Origin of the sequence: Desulfobacter postgatei 2ac9, from assembly GCF_000233695.2 — a bacterium.
In the GTDB taxonomy this organism is placed as follows: Bacteria; Desulfobacterota; Desulfobacteria; order Desulfobacterales; family Desulfobacteraceae; genus Desulfobacter; species Desulfobacter postgatei.
In genome coordinates, this window is the sequence record NZ_CM001488.1 from 1505432 (window position 1) to 1523663 (window position 18232).

Consider the following 18232-nt stretch of genomic DNA (forward strand, 5'->3'; position numbering starts at 1 on the left):
AAAAATGCACCGCAGAGTCGTTATAACAGGGTATGGCGTCATCTCCCCCATCGGGGATACGGATGATGAGATCATCCGGCATCTGACCCAAGGGATTTCCGGGGTTAAAGAGCTTAAAGATGACGGATTTCTGTCCGGGTTTATACAGTCCGGTGTTTATGGCAGCATTGATTATCCCAAGACATATCACTTTGAACGAAACCATCGAAAAACCATGGGACCGGTGGCTTTTGTTGCCTGCGAGTCGGCCCGGCGGGCCATTGAACAATCGGGTCTGGATAAGGAATTTTTGACCTCGGGACAGGTTGGTGTGGCTTTCGGCTCCATCCACGGTAGCCCGTTTGTCCAGCGCGAGATCATGAAAACCTATTTTAAGGGCCGTAAAGAGGGTGATCCAGGCATCAATGCGGCCGATTTTTTAAAATCCATGGCCCACACCACGGCCGTTAATATTACAAAGATGTTCGGCATATCAGGCCGGGTCATCAGTCCCTGTACGGCATGCACCACCAGCAGCCAGTCCATTGGTTTCGGATACGAAACCATTCGCTTCGGCATGCAGGATGCCATGGTGTGCGGCGGTGCCGACGAGTATGACACCTCAACCGTGGCTGTTTTTGATAACCTTCGGGCCTGTTCCACCCGGTTCAACAACACCCCCCACCTCACTCCGCGTCCTTTTGACAGTCTGCGCGACGGTCTGGTGGTGGGAGAAGGCGCCGGCGCCCTTGTGCTGGAGTCCCTGGACCACGCGAAACGTCGCGGCGCAACCATTCTGGGTGAAGTTGTGGGGTTTGCCTCCAACAACAACGGGGGGGACATGATTCTGCCCAACCTGGCCGGGATCACCCAGACGCTGACCCTGGCCCTGGCTGATGCGCAAATCGCCGGCCGGGATGTGGATTTCATCAGCGCCCATGCCACAGCCACCCGCCAGGGTGACACCATTGAGGCAAAAGCCATCCATAATGTGTATGGAGAAAAACCCCGGGTGACGGCCCTGAAAAGCTACATGGGCCATACCATTGCCGCCTGCGGGGCCATTGAGACCATCATTACCCTGATGATGATGAAGCACGGGTTTATCCCGGCCACCCTCAATCTTGACACCGTGGATGAATCCTGTGCCATGATCAACCATACAAGGCAGTTGCTGGAGGAGAAGATCCATACGGCGTCGGTTCAGAACTTTGCCTTTGGCGGGGTGAATACTGCCTTAATATTGAGAAAATTCAACTGATGAACCCTCAATCTTCAAACGCCGTGAATGCAACGGAAACCAGGGGGTTCACTTTTCTCTCTTTTACCCGGGATCTGATCATTACGCTGCTGCTCTGGGGCTATTTTATTTTTGGATTTCTTCTGTTTTTCTCCCCGTTTTACCTGATCGTCTTTTTTTGCCCGTCCATGCGTGAATCGGCTATCCAATCTCTTAATTGTCTGTTTTACAGAGGTTTTTTTCTTCTGGTGCGTATGCTTATGCCGGGCGTTGGCCTGCATATTGCCCCGGAGGTCAAAAATCTTGAAAACTGCATTATTGTGGCCAACCATGTCTCCTATCTGGATCCATTGATGATGATCGCTTTGTTCAGGCGTCATAAAACCATTGTCAAGAGCACCTTTTTCAAGGTGCCGGTGTTCGGCTGGGTGTTACGGGCGGCAGGGTATATCCCGTCCATGCCCACGGGGCGGCTGTCCAGTCTGATGGTGCGGCAGACCACAACCCTTGCCCCCTTTCTTGAAAAGGGCGGGATTTTTTTTGTATTTCCCGAAGGCACCCGGAACCGCAACGCCGGAGAGGGTACTCTGGCATTTCACAGCGGTGTGTTTAAAATGGCAAGGCTTTGCAGCGCACCCATAAGTGTGCTGGTGATCCGCAATACCGACAAACTGTTCACACCCGGGCGGTTTTTATTTCATACCGGTTTTTCCGGGACCATCAGCGTTGAACTTGCCGGTACGATCCAGCCGGATTATGATAAAGAAAAGGTTTCTACGGCATGGCTCATGGAACAGGCCGCAAGGATTTTAAGTAAAAAACAAAGGACATCTCCTTGGGATCATCACACAGACAAGCCGTAATTTTGGGATATGACGCGGTTTGCGCCCTGGGAACGCGGTTTCCTGATGCCTGGGAAAAGGCGCTGAACGGAGACAGCGGTATTGGTCCGCTGACCCGGTTTCCCATGGATGACAACTTTCCGGTGCGTATTGCAGGAGAAATCGAGAGCATCGAGGATCTGGACTATCCTTTTCTAAATCCCAGGGAACGCGCCAAGTGGACGTCGCCCATTTTCAAGCATGCCATGCTGACCACATCCCGGGCCATTGCGCGAAGCGGGATTGAGATCACCCCTGACATTGCCCCCAGAACCGCCATCACCTACAGTTCCGCCCTGGGCGGGTTGGATGCCGCTCTGGAGGCGGACCGAAGACTGGTGAAGGAGAACCGCCTGCCCAAGCCCTTTACCAATCTCAATGCCTGCATCAATATGGTGGGAGGCAAGGTTTCCATCCTCACCGGCGCCACCGGCCCCATCACCGCAACCATCTCGGCCTGTGCCACAGGGTCCACCTCCATGATCATCGGTGCCATGTTCATTGAGCAGGGCCTGTGCGATGTGGCCATCTGCGGTGCGGTCGATTTTGCCCTGGTGCCCGCCATTATTGCCGGGTTTGCCACCATGAACGGTACCTTTTATCCAAAGCCCGGGGAAAACGTCCCGCCCCAGGCGGCGAGCCGTCCTTTTTCCAGCAATCGGCGGGGGTTCGTGGTCTCCGAAGGGGCCGGCGCCGTGATCCTGGCTGCCCGGGAGTTTGCCCAAAGCTGGGGCTTGAGGTATCAGGTGGCCCTTGCCGGGTGGGGCATGACCTCGGATGCCCACCATGTGGTGGCCCCCCACCTGCCTACGGTAACACGGTGCATGGAGTTAAGCCTTGCCCATGCCGGGATTGCTCCCAGTGCGGTTTCCAGTATCAATGCCCACGCCACCTCCACCCAGGTGGGAGACAAGGTGGAGTATGATGCGCTTTGTGCCGTATTCGGCAAAAAGATTCCGCCGGTGACAGCCAATAAATCCATGATGGGCCACGCCATGGGCGCATCCAGCGCCATTGAGACCATTTTTGCCGTCCAGGGGATGATTGGCGGGAAAATCCCCCCCACCATTAATTATGACCCTGATCCTGACATGGTGTTTGACTGTGTGACAGACAATGCAAGATGCCTGGACCAGCCGTATGTGTTAAAAAATGCATTTGGATTTGGCGGATGCAATGCCTGCATTGTACTGCAAAAATGCTGAAAGAATAGAGATAAGACCATGAAAGCACCAATGAACAGGCGGGTTTTTGTCCTGGGGTACGGGGCGGCCACCCCGTTGGGGGCAACCTTTGATCTGACCTTTGAAAATGCTGTGGCCGGTAAAGCAGGGTTTAGAAGGATTACCCGGTGTGAGGTGAAAACCCTGAGCAATGTGGTCGGAGAAATCCCGGACTGGGATCCGGTGGCAAGCGGGATGTTTGAAAAAAAAGAGGCCCATAACTGGAATGCGGCGTTTGTGCTGTTGACCGTGGCCGTGTGCCGGGAGGCGCTGGCTCATGCAGGTCTTGTCATGGAACCCGATATCGGTCGGCGGACCGCCTGTCTGATCGGCTCCGCCCTGAACGGTATGGATGCCTTCAGGATTGCCTCGGAGAAATATGCCAATGCAGGTCCTTTGCGGGTCAGCCCCTATCTTTTGCCCAACCTGTGCGGAAACATGCCGGCAAGCAAGGCCGGTATTGATTTAGGCTTTACAGGGCCGTTGTTCTCCCCCCAGGGGGCGTGTGCCTCGGGCAACCATGCCATCGGCATGGGGGCCAGGATGATCCGGGACGGTGATGTGGACGTTGTGCTGGCAGGCGGCGTGGACACGCCTCTGGTACCGGAAATCATTCAGGGTTTTGCCAATATGGGGGCCACCATAAAAGTCACTCCCGAGGACCGGGCCTATGATGACCCCGGCCAGGCCAGCCGTCCGTTCAGCTGCGACCGCAAGGGCATGGTGCTCTCCGAAGGGTGTGGCGTGCTGGTGCTGGCCGCAGAAGAGGTGGTAAAAGCCCACGGTCTTAAACCCCGGGCCGAAGTGGCCGGCGTGGGCTGGACCTCGGATGCCTTTCATTTTACCAGTCCCAATGTTGAGACCATTGTCCGGGCCATGCACCAGGCCATTGAGGATGCGCAAATTGCACCCCAAGATATCCAGTACATCAATGCCCACGGCACCTCCACGTTTAAGGGGGACCTGTCAGAGGCCGACTGTTTAAGGCAGGTATTCGGGCACCATTTAGGACAGATTCCCGTATCATCCAACAAGTCCCAGATCGGTCACACCCTGGGGGCGGCAGCCGCCATTGAGGCTGCATTGAGCATTGAAGGCATGCAGATGGGCATGGTGCTTCCCACCATCAACCATTGTCCGACCCCTGATTTTGACGACCTGGATGTTGTGCCGGATACCTTCAGGGCTCACCCGCACTCTTTTCTTTTGTCCAATGCCTACGGGTTTGGCGGAACCAATTGCTGCATCGTATTCAAAGGGGTATAACAGTATGAAACCCAAACCGTTTAAACCTGAAATTACAGATGAAAATACGCCCTATGTAAAGGATCTGACCACAGGTCTTTTCTGGCACAGAACCAGCCATAGAACCCTTTATGCAGACACGGATCGCTCCCGGGTGGTTTACCATGCCAATTATTTAAGATTCTTTGAGCAGGGCAGGGCCGCTTTAATGCGGGATATCGCCTACCCCTACCGGGAGATTGAAGAGAGCGGGTTTGTCTATCCCATCATTGAGACCAAGCTGAACTATTTTGCGCCGCTGTTTTATGATGACCTGATGTGGATCCATACCCGGCCTGCCGGCTTGGAACGGGTTAAGCTTCAGTTTGACTATGTGATCACAAGCCAGACCTATGACCAGATGATCTGCAAGGGCTATACCCGTCATTGCGCCACCAATGCCCAGGGCATACCCGTTGGCGTGGATGAGAAAACAGTCCGGGTATGGACACAGTTTCCGAAATCCTAAGTACCGAACCTCTCAATGAGTGACTCCATGGTGACTCTTGTCAGCCAGCGAAGGAAAATCAGGGAGTATTCGGCCCCGGAAAGGACCATGCCGGCCATGAAAACCAGGTGGGAAAGAGCATAAAATGCGGGACCGCCGATAACGGCGAACCAGGGATTTCCTGTTTTCAGAGAGATAATGCCCATCAGACCGACCATGGGCCAGCCTAAAACATAGCTGAAGGCAATGGCAGAGACACCGGCCAGTACTCTAAAAGAGGGCTTTTCACGAAAAGCACGTAAATCTGCTTTGTCTTCAATGGCATTGCGGACAAAAGGGGTGTTGGAAATTTTATTGAGCAGGGTCACCATGACCGATTTATACCCGATAATTGGGGTTACGGTAAAATTAAATTTTTTACTTTGATCTAAATTATCCACACAAGGAGGAAATACGTGGATGCCAAAGCCAGGATAAATGGGTGCCGGGAAACTCCGGAGCGCCGTTTTGCCGTGGTGATCCCTGTGTATAACCATGGCGTAAAAGTCAAAGCGGTGGTGCTTGAGGCGGTGACGCTTGGATTGCCGGTTATTGTTGTGGATGACGGCTCCACGGACATCACCCCGAAACGGCTTCAAGGGATCCCGGGAATCCGCGTGATTACCCATGAACACAATCTTGGCAAGGGCGCCGCCCTGATGACCGGATTCCGGGTTGCGGCTGAAATGGCTGATTTTGCCATAACCATGGATGCTGACGGCCAGCATTTTCCCAAGGATGCCCTGGCCATGATTGCTGCAGTCCCAAAGGGAAAAAAAGCATTGATCATTGGGTATCGAAAACAGATGGAGAATGCGTCTGTTCCATGGACAAGCCGCATGGGCAGACGGTTTTCAAACCTGTGGATCACGGCATCGGGCGGTCCCGGCCTCCGGGATTCCCAAAGTGGGTTCCGCATCTACCCGCTGTCGGAAACCCTGAACCTGAAAACCCGATCCAGGCGGTATCAATTTGAAGTGGAGGTGCTGGTTAAGGCCCACAGAAATAAAATTGCCGTTATTGAAGTGCCCATCCGTGTCGCATATCCTGCGGACAGGGTCTCCCATTTTCATCCCGTTATTGATTTTTTACGCAACAGTGCCACATTCAGCCGGTTGGTCTTCCGGCGTATCATTGGTTTGGTTTAGAGGGGTCTTTTTTGTGAAGGCTTTGACCTATAAAGTACTCATTGTATTGTCACGCTGGTTGGGTCCCTGGATTTTTACTCTGGTCTCCCGGATCATTGCGGCGGGCTATTTTTTCATTTTTCCGGGCAGGGCTGCGGTGAATGCCGGGTTTTACAGCGCTCTTTTTCCCGGCAAAGGCCGTCTGTTTCATTGGCAATGCGTCTGGCGCCAATACCAGAATTTTACCACTGTATTTATGGACCGGATCAGGCCCGGAGAGCAGGACAATATCCGTTTTACCTCCACGGGCTGGCAGGGGTTTGAAGAAGCACTGGACAATGGGCGCGGCGCCATAGTCCTCATGTCACACATGGGCAATTGGGATGTGGCCGCAAGCCTTATGGCAAAAAAGCGAAAGGATCTCAAGCTGCTCCTTTATATGGGGTCCAAAGCCAAAGAACAGATTGAATCTGTCCAGAAAAAGGAACTCAATGACAAAGGCATCCGCATTGTTGCTGTTGAACCCTCCGGGGGCTCTCCCCTTGATGTTGTAGAGGGTATCCGTTTTCTAAAGTCCGGCGGGGTGGTCTCTTTGACCGGGGATAAGCTGTGGCACCCGGATCAAAGATCGGTCAGTGTTCCATTTTTAGGAAAAACCGCACGGATTCCTGAGTTCCCCCATGTCTTTGCCCTGCTCTCCAAAGCCCCTTTGTTTGTTTTTTTTACCTTTCGCACCGCTCCCGGAACCTATCGGTTTATGTTCTCCGATCCCATCCGTATTGCCTGCCCATCACGGGAAGAACGCAGTTGTGCTGTTGCGCAATCGGCGGGGGTTTATGCCGGCATGCTGGAAAAGACCCTGCGTGAACATCCCTATGAATGGTACCATTTTGATCCGTTTCTTGTGGATGATAGTGGGCAGTACGATCAGGGCAATGTAAAAATAAAAATTCAGTAAATTCTCTCCGGGAGAGCAGCAGGGATAGAAACCAACCTCATTCTTATGTCATTTATAGGCGTGAGCCTTAGAACGGACCAACAAAGATATTACTATAAATAACATTGAATATATGAAGTAGGTTGAAAATATAGCCGATACTCCCAAGGGTTTAACCGTCATGAGTGACAAGCCGACAATGGCTTGGAAAATTCCATATCCTACTGAAACAAGCCAATGAGGGGTTTCCATTTCATTAACCAGCAATTGATATAAATGTCGTCGATGAGCAAGAATAAGAGACTCTCTATCTTTTATGCGGATCACCATCGTAGATATCTCATCAATATAAAATGGAAATATAAATCCAGCCATAATTAAAAAATCCATTGCGGAATTGGCCAGTACAATGGTCAAACAGGAAAAAACAAACCCTATTAAAATGCTGCCGACATCTCCTAAAAAGACTTTTGCCCTTGGAAAATTAAAAAAAAGAAACCCGATGCAAGAAGCGCAGATACAAACACAAAAGGTAATATAATTGGGGGCCGCATGGATACGTATGCCGTAATTTGCCAGTAAAAGAAAACCAACAAGACCGGTTATTCCCGCAATTCCATCAATTCCGTCCATAAAATTGTAAAAATTTGAAGTACCTACAATAAATAGGAGGGCCAGAGGAATACTCAGCAAATAAAAATCACCCCCAATTTTTATGGTTTCAGATAAAAATAAAAGAAAGTATATGCCGCAACCAAAATGAACAAATAACCGCTGTTTTACAGTGAGTTTGTAGCGATCTCCACCCCATAGGCTTGCAAGAGAAATCCCCAGGGCTGGTAACCATAAAAAATGAGCTATTTTTAGAAAAAATGACGCGATCATAATCGCGAAAAGAATGCCGATGCCGCCCCCTTTACAGACTTTTTTGTTATGGGAACTTCTTTCGTTCGGAAGATCCGTCATGCCGATTTGTTCCCCAAGCCGGATAAGCGTCCACGCGCCTGCAATGCCTAAAAAAAAGCATAAAAATAGTAATATAATTTCTTTCATTCGTATTTTTTTTGCAATATGTTTTCTATTGTGTATTTGGGTTTGAATCCTGATTCCAACATGCGTTGATTGTTGATTACTATATCCCGGACAAGTTTATGGTGGCAGGAAGAGATGAATTGTTTTTTAGTGGGAAAACAAAACCGTGCTATTTGGCTTGCTATATTAATTGATTGTAATGGGATTGTAAACACAGGCTTTTTGTGACCAGTTGGCCCGAAGTTCATAAGGCGGATCATCTCATTAAAAGAGCAGGGTTCAGGATCAGAGATATTCATAATACTGCCGGTACGCGTTGCATTGTCAATCGAAATACGGTATCGGATAAAATCAACCAAATTTTTTCGCGCAAGAACAGAAAGTTTTTGTTGGCCCGAGCCATATTTAAAATAAAACAATTTTCCAGGTGCACAGATCCGTTTTTCTAAATTTATGCGCCGGTCAGTTGCATAAACCGGCGCTAATCTGAGAATATCGAGTTTTCTGATACATCCGGTTTCAAATAAGGCGTTAAGTCTGATTTCCGCTTTCAGTTTGCTTTTTGCATAGGCACTGGTCGGATTGCATTGATCCGTTTCATCAACATTAATATTGCCATTCTCACCATATACACAGATTGAAGACAAAAGAATAAAATAAAGGTTTGGATTGGTTTTTCCGCCGATTTGGGCAAGATTCACTGCGGCATGATAATTAATTTTGTCATACAAGGTATCCGGCAGGGGCCGAAACATCTTTTGGTGAGCAATTCCTGCACAGTGAACAATCACATCCGGTTGCTTGTCATGACAGATCTTATCCAGCGTTGTTGTATCTGAAATATCGGCTTTGATGTATTCAAAATTTTTTACGCCCTTGTGCGCCGGGTTTTCCGAGCGGCCGGTGCCAATAACTTGATAACCATATCGGCATAAATTCTTTGAGATCATCCAGCCAAGAAAACCTGTTGCCCCTGTAACAAGTACGGTTTTTATCGCGGAACCGCTATATCTGTTTTGCATAATTTTAAAGTCAGAATCCTTAAAAAAAACTACATCCTTAAAACATGTTTTAAAACTTAATATTATATGCTAAAAGACGCCAATATTTATAAATAGTTAAGATGGTAATATGGATTATTGTCAGCGTTTTTTCAATGATTAATCCTCCTTTCAAGTCAGGAATGAAATTATTTAATGGATAAAATACAAATCAACGGAGGCCGGCAGCTAAAAGGTGAGGTCTTGATCAGCGGCGCCAAAAATGCTGCGCTTCCACTTATTGCATCAAGTATTCTCGTGGATGGGGTTTCCACGTTTGAAAATGTACCCCGCCTGATGGACATCTCCTCAATACAGATGCTTCTTGAAGATCTTGGGGCGTTATGTGAGTTTAAGGGTCATACATTTACTGTTAATGCGTCCGGAATCGATAAAATAGAGGCTGAGTATGAACTGGTCAGAAAGATGAGAGCCTCTATTCTGGTATTAGGCCCACTTGTGGCAAGGTTCGGCCGGGCCAAGGTTTCCATGCCCGGAGGGTGTGCCATTGGCGCCCGTCCTGTGAATATGCATCTTTCCGGTCTTGAGGCGTTAGGTGCCACCATCTCAATTGCCGGCGGATACATTGAAGCAACGGCTAAAGGGGGGCTTACCGGAAATGAAATCTATTTTGACATCCCCACGGTGACCGGTACGGAAAATCTTATGATGGCCGCCGTTTTAGCCAAAGGACAAACCAAATTGAGGAATGCGGCAAGGGAACCTGAAATTGTATGCCTGGCCGACGCATTAAACCGGATGGGGGCAAACATCACGGGTGCGGGTACCCCCATTATCATCATTGAAGGGGTGAGTCGCCTTCATGGTGCGAACTGTCGTGTAATACCGGACCGGATCGAAACCGGCACGTTTATGGTGGCTGCCGCAGCAACTATGGGAGATGTGCTTATCCGAGACTGTATACCTGATCATTTAGGCGGCGTTATCAATAAACTTAGGGCCACAGGGGCAATTGTTGACGCCTTTGAGGACAGAATACATATTAAAGGCAGTGAAATTATCAAAAATATTGACATAAAAACCCTGCCGTACCCGGGATTTCCCACTGATATGCAGGCCCAGTTCATGGCGCTGATGACTATTGCTCAGGGGAACAGCGTGATTCATGAATCCATTTTTGAAAACCGATTTATCCACGCAAACGAACTTCTGCGCATGGGTGCTGATATCAAAATTTCCGGCGGGAATATCGCCAACGTCCGCGGCGTGTCTCATCTTCAGGGTGCGCCTGTAATGGCATCGGACCTTCGTGCCAGTGCCTCCCTTGTGATTGCAGCCTTAATTGCTCAAGGAACCACTGTCATCAGTCGTGTTTATCATATGGACCGGGGTTATGAGAGCATTGAAAAGAAATTTGAAGGTCTGGGCGCAGATATTAAGAGAATTTCATCCTGACACCCCCCATCCAAGGAGGGCATAAGTGGACATACGGCATAAGCTAACCCTTGCGCCAATGCTCTTTATCTTCCTCTGCTTTGCAACCGGTGCCATAGCAGGTAGTTGGGCACCGGTTGCACCCTGGATATATTTTATTGCGGTGTGTCTGCCTGCCGCAACTATCTTTATTCTTTTCAAACCTGATAAATTTATTTTTTTATCATGTCTTGCAGTTTTTAGCTTGACTGCATTCCGCATGGCAGGCATCTGCGCTCCAGATTATTCTGATCAACATGTCATCAGGTTTTGCAATGGTGAAACTTACCCGATTTCAGGTATAATTAATTCTCTTCCTAAAAAATATCCAGATAAAACCAGATACACCATAAATTGTACCAGCATCGGTACGGATACCGCTGTTGGAAAATTGATTTTAACCATATATCATGATCCTTTAAAGCAACCTGTATCATCCCTGCGTTTTGGGGAACATATTATCGTTACGTCAAAAATTAGAGCCATACGAAATTTTTCCAACCCCGGGGGGTATGATCATGAATTTCGGATGCGTCTTGAAGGTATAACCGGCACCATTTACGCCAATTCGTACACCATTGTACATACAGGCAGGGTTGACGGCAGTTTATTTGCCCGGGGCATGCGATTTCTGCAAAGGACCCGGGAACGCTTTTCCGACAATGTTGCAAAAGCCCTCCAAAACACAGATGAGAGGCAGCCTGATTTTTTCTCCAACCAGGCCGGGGCTGTGCTTACAGCACTGGTTACAGGGCAAAAAGAGATGATTCATGAAAAAACCCGTGATAATTTTTCCAAAGCAGGTCTTTCTCATATTTTAGCTGTCTCGGGTTTGCACATGTCTCTTGTCGGATTTGGTTTTTTTTCTGTTTTTATATTTATATTAAATCAGCACTCGTCTTTTGTCATAACAGGCCATGCAAAAAAAGCAGCAGGCATTCTCACGCTCTTGCCTTTGACGGCCTATGCTTTTTTTGCCGGGTTCTCACCATCGACCCAAAGAGCGTTGATCATGACAGCGGTTTTTTTAACCTCTTTTCTCATTGAAAAGGAAAAAGATCCTTTAAACACCCTTTACTTTGCCGCAAGTCTAATTCTTTTTATTGATCCCGGTACCTTGTTTTCGATCTCTTTTCAGCTCTCATTTGTTTGTGTTTTTTTTATTATCTCGGGCTTTATGTTCCTTGGACGGACTTTGGGCATACCCGAGAATAAATGGATTAAAAGAATTTGTTTAATGATTTTGACAACCGTGTTTGCAGGGATCGGCGCAGCCCCTGTGACAGCGTTTTATTTTAATATGTTTCCCATGGTCCAGGTGGGGACCAACCTTGTCATGATTCCTGTCATCGGTTTTTTAGGGCTTCCCCTGGGATTGGCAGGCCTGATGTTTATGGATCTTTTGCCTGGCCTCTCCGACCTTTTTTTAACTTTAGATATCCACATTCTTTCATATTGTCTTCAGGGTATTCATTGGATTGCCGGTTTCGACTGGACCTGGGCCAGGGTCGTCACACCACGGCCAATTGAAATTATAATATATTATGCACTGATACTTTGCCTTGGATTTGCAATCATGGAAAAGAACAAGGGTGCGATATATCTGACCTTTCTTCTGACTGCGGCCGGCATGGTATCCACAGGCCAGGGGATGTTGAAAAGATTTTATCCCGGAAAACTTGTGGTGCACACCCTGGATGTAGGGCAGGGGAATGCCTCTGTTATCATTACGCCTGACGGAAAAACCCTGCTCATTGATGCCGGCGGATTTGGCTCAGGTTCCAGTTTTGACACCGGCCGGTATATTGTGGGCCCCTTTTTGTGGAAGCGCTGGATTCTATCTCTTGATGCCGTTATTCTGACACATCCGGACAGTGATCATATGAATGGCCTTTATTTTATTTTTGAAAACTTTGGGGTCAGACAATGGATAAAAAATCATGAGATGCTCTCATCTGTTTTTTTTAAAAATCTGATGGATATCGCTGAAAAAAAAGATATTAAAATTCATGTCCCGGGTCCTGACCCCTGGCGGTTTTCGTGGGATCAGGTTAAAATAAGTATTATTGGCGGAAAAAGTCCGCAATTATCTGATAACGTTAATAACAACAGTCTTGTTACCCGACTTGATTTTTTATCCTTTTCCATGCTCTTTCCAGGCGATATTGAAGAAAAAAGAGAAAGGGAACTTATACATGCAGAAAATTTTAGTCTCAAATCAGATATTCTTATGTCCCCCCACCATGGCAGTTGTTCCAGTTCAAGTGAACTTTTTCTTGATCAAGTCAGCCCGTCAGGAGTTATAATATCATGCGGTTATATGAACAGACATAAGTTCCCCTGCCGGAGAGTTTTCCAGCGGTATTTGCAAAAAAGGATCTCAATTTTTCGAACGGATCTGATGGGCGCTGTTACACTGCAGTCTGACGGTATTGGTTATACCATTAAAACCCATAGGAAATTTTAACGCGTGTATTATATTTATTTTTCTTTTATTTTTATTTTATCCGGTCTGATGTTCGTAGAATGCAAGCGTCAAAGCCTTCCTAAATGGTGGGCTGCGATTGTATTTGCAGCGCCTGTAACGACCCCGTATTTCATATTTAAATCCGGAAAAGGTAATCGTTTGGTTTTGTTTTTGATTTTTATGGTCTGCTTCTTTATTGTAACTGTCGGCGAAATTTTTATCTATTCCAGAATGAAGGCAACATATAAATATGATTACTTGCCGCCTGTTACCCGGCAGCTTATCCGTTACAGTGAAATCCTTAAACAGACCACCCAGAGCCTGGACAAGGCTTTAATTGAACTTGAGCAGCAGTCCAAGGTTCAGTCAAATCTATATAAACTTGAGCAGACCATTGTATTTATAGGCCAACTTCGCCAGGCCATGCTTGATAATCAGGCCGCTATTAAGCAAATGGTTGAGTTTGTGGGGCATTATAGGGATCTCTTCACCCAAAAGGATCTGCAATGGGTATATGAAATCAAAAAATTTTACAACAACCGCATCGTGATTGCGCGCTTTAAAAGCCTTGAAAATTATCTGGATAATTTTGAAACCCTGCTGCGCTTCTGTTACCGGAATTTTGACGCCATAACCAAGTCGGAAAGTACAATCCATTTAAAAAAGTATGATGAATATTATCTGCGTTACCGCAGGGCTGTTGACTCCCACAATCGGTTTAATGTCAAGCGCATTGAATTTCAGAATGACTTTATAAAAAGATACCCTGAAACCAAGGCATATCTGCCGGCCGAACGTTAGACAAAAGCTTTCCGGCTCTGGGAATAGGGGGATCTGCGCAAATATTTCAGGAAAGGCACCACCACCCTGTTCTTGTTGCCTCCGGACAGATCATAGGTAATATTGACAATCGGAACGCCGACCTTTTTTTCAATCTGTGAGGCCATGGCCTCGGTCACAAGACCCGGACAACAAAATGTCGGGTTGACGGCAACCAGAAGAGCTATATCCGGATGTTCATTGACAATATAGTGGATCTTGAGCAAGTTATCCATGGACTCTCCGGTATGTTCCGGCAGCATGCCGTAGGTTTCAAGGATATGTTCATAGGGCGCGTTTACCTTGAGTTCCGTTTCATTGAAAAACGGCGCAAAAAATGGATAATATTTTTTTTCCATTGTTTTTACGGCTGTCAGAAGCGCTTTGTTTGAAATCAGGCTTAAGTATTTGCCCTCCTTGAACCATTTTTTAAAATAGGCATTGGCGATGATCTGAACATACTGATAATAAGGCGTGGTTACGACTTCTCCGCCATTATCCTCAATGAACTGGATCAGATTCTGGTTCATTATCCGGTTGTCCCTGACATACAGATCCCCGAAGATTCCCACCTTGGGACGTGTTTCTTTTTTTACCGGGATCTGTTCAAAGACAGACATGATCTCCTTAAGGGCTTTTTCCTTTGATCCGCCTGTGAGAAATGCCGTGCCCATGATGGCACCTGCAGTGTGCAACGCCTCATCGGTCTGTCCCTTGTTTATTTCATATGGACGAATTTTGCAGCCGATGCTCCTGAAAAGTCCGCCAAACATATATGCAAAATAGGTGTTGGTGGACGCCTTAAACCCCAAATCAAAAAGAGAGAGCTCCCCTAAATAGACCCTGGCTTTTTCAAAACCTTTTCCATGGCGGGTCAAAATTTTTTGGATATGGTAGGGGTACATTTTTATATTGCAGGCTATATCGGACTGATTGAGCCATAAAACGGTGTTTTCCGGGGAGAGCCCGTTTTTTTCAACGGTATGGATAAATCCCGCTGCCACGGCATTTAAGGGCAGGCACTGTCCGGTATTTGTTAAAAGCGCTTTTTTAAGGGTCTCCTGGTTCTCTTCCATCAATATGGCATTGTGCCCCTCATTTTTAATGATATTGACAATGAGGTGACCAGAGATGGCATCCCAGTTGGGGAAAATGACCGTTTTCTGTTCAATGCTTCTATCAAATTTCGGTATAAATAAAGACGCATCAGTGGTTTGAGGGGCCTGATCCTGCCGCCTGTGATTTTCAAAGGCCCTCACAGCCGCTTCAATACGGGTTTCATATCCCACGCTGGAGTCATGTTCATCCAGTTCCAGCACCAGATAGGGTTTGTTTGCCGATCCCATGATCTCTTTAAAGTAATCCACGGCAAAAGCATCCGGCGCACATCTGAAAGATGAAATGTAGACCGGATACAGATTGGGGGTTGTGGCGGCAACATACGCTGCTTGTAAATTTTTCGCCGCATGTTTCCAGTGGATCTGCTTAAGCAATGGTTCAATGGGTGAATAATCAATGCCTTCCAGATCAATCATGTCATTGAAAAATGTTTTAATGCCTAAATTGGCAAAAATGCCTGGAATATTATTGTTCATGGAAGAGGATAAAACCGTATATGGGCGACCGAGTAGCAGCACGTCGGCTCGTCCGGTCGATCTCTGGGACCGCCACAGTCCGGCAAGTGCTTGCTCCATGTTTTTTTGGGCAGATAACGCCCGATCCCAGGCAGATGATATGTCAAAAAAGGAGATATTTGCTCCAATTTTCTTAAATGTGTCATATAGCTGCATTTTTGTATGAAAGTTTGTATACAGATATTTGACTATGGGAGAGAGTATTTTTCCCTGATTTGTCAGGGTACTCAGTACTGCCGGTGCAAACTGGGTATAGTAACAGTGGTGACGACGCAATCCTTTTTCATTGGTTTTGTCTTCAAAATAAAAGGGCAGAAAAATATAATCGCATTTATCCTCAAGAAAACGTACATGTCCGTGCAGCGCAAGAACAGGTGCACAGAATTCGGCCCCGGCAATCTGTTTGCCTTGTTTGACAGGATCGGTACACTTGCAGCTGGTCACCACAGACAATCCAATTTCCTTGAAAAAAATCTGCCAGAAATCAAGATCATGGGTCATGTGAAGGGCATTGGGAAGGCCTATGGTTATTTTTTTTCCACTCTTTTTTAAGACGCCTTGTTCGGGAAGGGTCCTGTGCCGGACCTCTTTTCTAAGCCCTAAAAGATCATAAAGACCTGAAGGGTTAACCCGTTTTTTTGTATGGTAATCCCTGCCGCACAGAAATCCATAGGCAAGGGCTTCTCCTTCTACTTCGGCAATGGTGATCTTGCAATGGTTGGTGCAAAGTCGGCAAACCTCCTGACGCACTGGAATAGTTTCTTTCCATAGGTGAAAACCCCTAAAGCCAGATTCAGGCAGCTCGCCTTTTTCCTTCATCTGCCTGGCCATCAGGGCGATGCCAAGGGCACCGGTGAGGTGGCAGTACCGGGATACATGGATCGGTTTATTCAATTTTTGCTCAAAGGCTGCCACAAGGGCCCTATTTCTGGCAGTGGCCCCCTGGAATACGACCCGGTCACCGATTTGAGCAATATTGGCGACCTTGGTCAGGTAATTGTCGCGTACCGAGTGCAGCACCGATGCCAAAATTTCGTTTTTCCCATACCCCTCGGCAAAAAAATAATTGATATCCCTTTCCATGAAAACAGTACACCGGTCACTGGATACCGGTGCCGCAATGCCCTGTGCTCTCTGGGAGTACTCGGATAACGGGCAGTTAAGGCGCATGGCCTGTTCTTCAATAAAGCTGCCGGTACCTGCGGCACATACCGCATTCATGACCGATGAAGTGACCTGGCCGTTTTTAACGATGGTAAATTTGGCGTCTTGGCCTCCGATTTCAATGATGGTATCCACATCCGGGTGAAGATTCACGGCTGCGGTGGCGTGGGCCGTGATCTCATCGGGTTCTAAGTCCGCACCAATGATTTTACCGGAAATGCGTCGGCCGGAACCTGTGGTTCCGCACCCCTGGATTTTGAACACCACCTTTTTTTCAGCCATGAGATGGTCACAGGCTTTAAATATGCGCTGGAAAGCTTCCACCGGCCTTGACGCGGTCCGGGTGTAAAATCCGGCTATAGGCTCACCATTCTGGTCAATAATAATGCTTTTGGTGCTTGTGGAACCTACATCAAGCCCTAAAAAACCTTTAATCGAAGATCCATTATCAATGGGTTTGAAAATTTCAATTTCAACGGATTCAAAATCAAGGGTTTCAACGGACGAAAAGTCAGGATAATCAGACAGGGTAAGCTCAAGCGCCGGATTAAGCATGCCTTTTATTTTTTTTCGGTCCAGGAAAAAGGTGTTGATATCATTCAAGGACTTGGCAGGTACATGGGTATTCATCATTTCATCAGCAAGACATAGCGCTGCGCCCATGGCCCCATAAAACAGGGCATGTTCTCCGTTGACAAGGCGTTTGCCGATAATGGATTCAAGATGCTTTTTAACGGCATTATTTTTGGAAACACCGCCGCAGAATATAATATCTTTTTCCGGGATATTCTGCTTGAACAAGGTGTCGGCAATGTTCCTGGCAAGCCCGTAGCACAGTCCGTCACAGATTTGTTTAAGATCATAGCCCTGCTGTTGGGCATGGATCAGATCTGTCTTTGCAAACACCGCACACCGGGTGGCGATGTCCGGCCGCCGACCGCCGTTTTCAAGGGCCATGGATGAAATTTTTTCCGATCCCGGCAGGTGAATTCGTCCGGCCTGCTGGTCGAGGAATGCACCGGTGCCTGCTGCACACCCTGAATTCTGCCGCTGGCCCCTGTAATTGCCGTGGCCGTCAAACAGGCTTAGGAAAAATTTTTCCCCGCCCACATGCAGAATAGCGCTGAAATCTTTATGGATGTGACGTGCGCTGCGTATGACAGCCACCTGTTCGTCAACACAGAGCGCTGCATTGACATCTGTGGGCGTGGATGCGGTTTTAGCCACATGGGTCACCGATGAAAGGACCTTATGGTTCAGCATTTTTGTCAGACATGCCCTGACATCGCCATGATGGTATTCAGATGCTTTATGCAAAAGATTGCCGTTTCTATCAATAATTGCAAGATGAACGGATACGGATCCGGCATCAATGCCAAGGATCGTGGCAGGTTTATCCATGCTTTAATATGCTCCCTTACGTCGTTTTAGCTATACCAATACGTATTAGAATAGTGAGTAGGTGTCAATTTTTTTTATCAGGG

General features: G+C 47.6%; 14 protein-coding genes. 10 read left to right on the forward strand and 4 right to left on the reverse strand.

Going from position 1 to position 18232, the window contains the following annotated elements; all coding sequences use genetic code 11:
• Positions 1–4 precede the first annotated feature (4 nt).
• Genes DESPODRAFT_RS06935 through DESPODRAFT_RS06955 form a run of 5 tightly spaced genes read left to right on the forward strand, consistent with a single transcriptional unit; the run spans position 5 to position 5076 of the window.
• On the forward strand, positions 5–1240 hold the full coding sequence (locus DESPODRAFT_RS06935; protein ID WP_004072405.1) for a beta-ketoacyl-[acyl-carrier-protein] synthase family protein: 1236 nt from the start codon (positions 5–7) through the stop codon (positions 1238–1240).
• Complete coding sequence (locus DESPODRAFT_RS06940; protein ID WP_004072406.1) at positions 1240–2082, forward strand: lysophospholipid acyltransferase family protein; 843 nt, start codon at positions 1240–1242, stop codon at positions 2080–2082. The genes DESPODRAFT_RS06935 and DESPODRAFT_RS06940 overlap by 1 nt, the downstream gene beginning before the upstream one ends.
• Entirely contained in the window at positions 2055–3305 is a 1251-nt protein-coding gene (locus DESPODRAFT_RS06945; RefSeq protein ID WP_004072407.1) for a beta-ketoacyl-[acyl-carrier-protein] synthase family protein, read from the forward strand. Before DESPODRAFT_RS06940 ends, DESPODRAFT_RS06945 begins: the two co-directional genes overlap by 28 nt.
• An 18-nt stretch (positions 3306–3323) precedes the next feature.
• On the forward strand, positions 3324–4589 hold the full coding sequence (locus DESPODRAFT_RS06950) for a beta-ketoacyl-[acyl-carrier-protein] synthase family protein (RefSeq protein WP_004072408.1): 1266 nt from the start codon (positions 3324–3326) through the stop codon (positions 4587–4589).
• Positions 4590–4593: 4 nt separating this feature from the next.
• Entirely contained in the window at positions 4594–5076 is a 483-nt protein-coding gene (locus DESPODRAFT_RS06955; protein ID WP_004072409.1) for an acyl-CoA thioesterase, read from the forward strand.
• Here the strand turns inward: DESPODRAFT_RS06955 and DESPODRAFT_RS06960 are convergent.
• Positions 5073–5495 carry a hypothetical protein gene (locus DESPODRAFT_RS06960; protein WP_245532034.1) on the reverse strand — a complete coding sequence of 141 codons (423 nt, stop codon included), beginning with the start codon at positions 5493–5495 and terminating at the stop codon, positions 5073–5075. The genes DESPODRAFT_RS06955 and DESPODRAFT_RS06960 overlap by 4 nt on opposite strands.
• Positions 5496–5510: 15 nt before the next feature.
• On the opposite strand from DESPODRAFT_RS06960, the gene DESPODRAFT_RS06965 reads away from it, so the two are divergent.
• Both DESPODRAFT_RS06965 and DESPODRAFT_RS06970 read left to right on the forward strand, forming a co-directional pair.
• The gene (locus tag DESPODRAFT_RS06965; protein WP_004072411.1) at positions 5511–6242 is read left to right on the forward strand and encodes a glycosyltransferase family 2 protein; all 732 of its coding nucleotides are present in this window, start codon (positions 5511–5513) and stop codon (positions 6240–6242) included.
• 13 nt (positions 6243–6255) lie between these two features.
• A complete protein-coding gene (locus DESPODRAFT_RS06970; RefSeq protein ID WP_004072412.1) occupies positions 6256–7179 on the forward strand; it encodes a lysophospholipid acyltransferase family protein in 924 nt (307 codons plus the stop codon).
• 48 nt (positions 7180–7227) lie between these two features.
• Here DESPODRAFT_RS06970 and DESPODRAFT_RS06975 read toward each other — a convergent pair whose 3' ends face one another.
• Together DESPODRAFT_RS06975 and DESPODRAFT_RS06980 are read right to left on the reverse strand one after the other, a co-directional pair.
• Positions 7228–8211, reverse strand: coding sequence for an MraY family glycosyltransferase (locus DESPODRAFT_RS06975; RefSeq protein WP_004072413.1), 984 nt, complete (start codon positions 8209–8211; stop codon positions 7228–7230).
• Positions 8208–9212, reverse strand: coding sequence for an NAD-dependent epimerase/dehydratase family protein (locus DESPODRAFT_RS06980; RefSeq protein WP_004072414.1), 1005 nt, complete (start codon positions 9210–9212; stop codon positions 8208–8210). Before DESPODRAFT_RS06980 ends, DESPODRAFT_RS06975 begins: the two co-directional genes overlap by 4 nt.
• A gap of 174 nt (positions 9213–9386) precedes the next feature.
• Between DESPODRAFT_RS06980 and murA the strand changes: the two genes are divergently transcribed.
• From murA to DESPODRAFT_RS06995, 3 genes are all read left to right on the forward strand, one after another.
• A complete protein-coding gene (murA, locus tag DESPODRAFT_RS06985) occupies positions 9387–10646 on the forward strand; it encodes a UDP-N-acetylglucosamine 1-carboxyvinyltransferase (protein ID WP_004072415.1) in 1260 nt (419 codons plus the stop codon).
• A 58-nt stretch (positions 10647–10704) separates the two neighbouring features.
• Positions 10705–13131: a DNA internalization-related competence protein ComEC/Rec2 gene (locus tag DESPODRAFT_RS06990; RefSeq protein WP_040016231.1), complete on the forward strand. Its 2427-nt coding sequence runs from the start codon at positions 10705–10707 to the stop codon at positions 13129–13131.
• A gap of 165 nt (positions 13132–13296) precedes the next feature.
• Positions 13297–13932 carry a hypothetical protein gene (locus tag DESPODRAFT_RS06995; RefSeq protein ID WP_245532035.1) on the forward strand — a complete coding sequence of 212 codons (636 nt, stop codon included), beginning with the start codon at positions 13297–13299 and terminating at the stop codon, positions 13930–13932.
• On the opposite strand, the gene DESPODRAFT_RS07000 is transcribed toward DESPODRAFT_RS06995, so the two are convergent.
• Positions 13929–18149, reverse strand: coding sequence for an acyl-CoA dehydratase activase (locus DESPODRAFT_RS07000; protein WP_004072418.1), 4221 nt, complete (start codon positions 18147–18149; stop codon positions 13929–13931). The genes DESPODRAFT_RS06995 and DESPODRAFT_RS07000 overlap by 4 nt on opposite strands.
• Positions 18150–18232 lie beyond the last annotated feature (83 nt).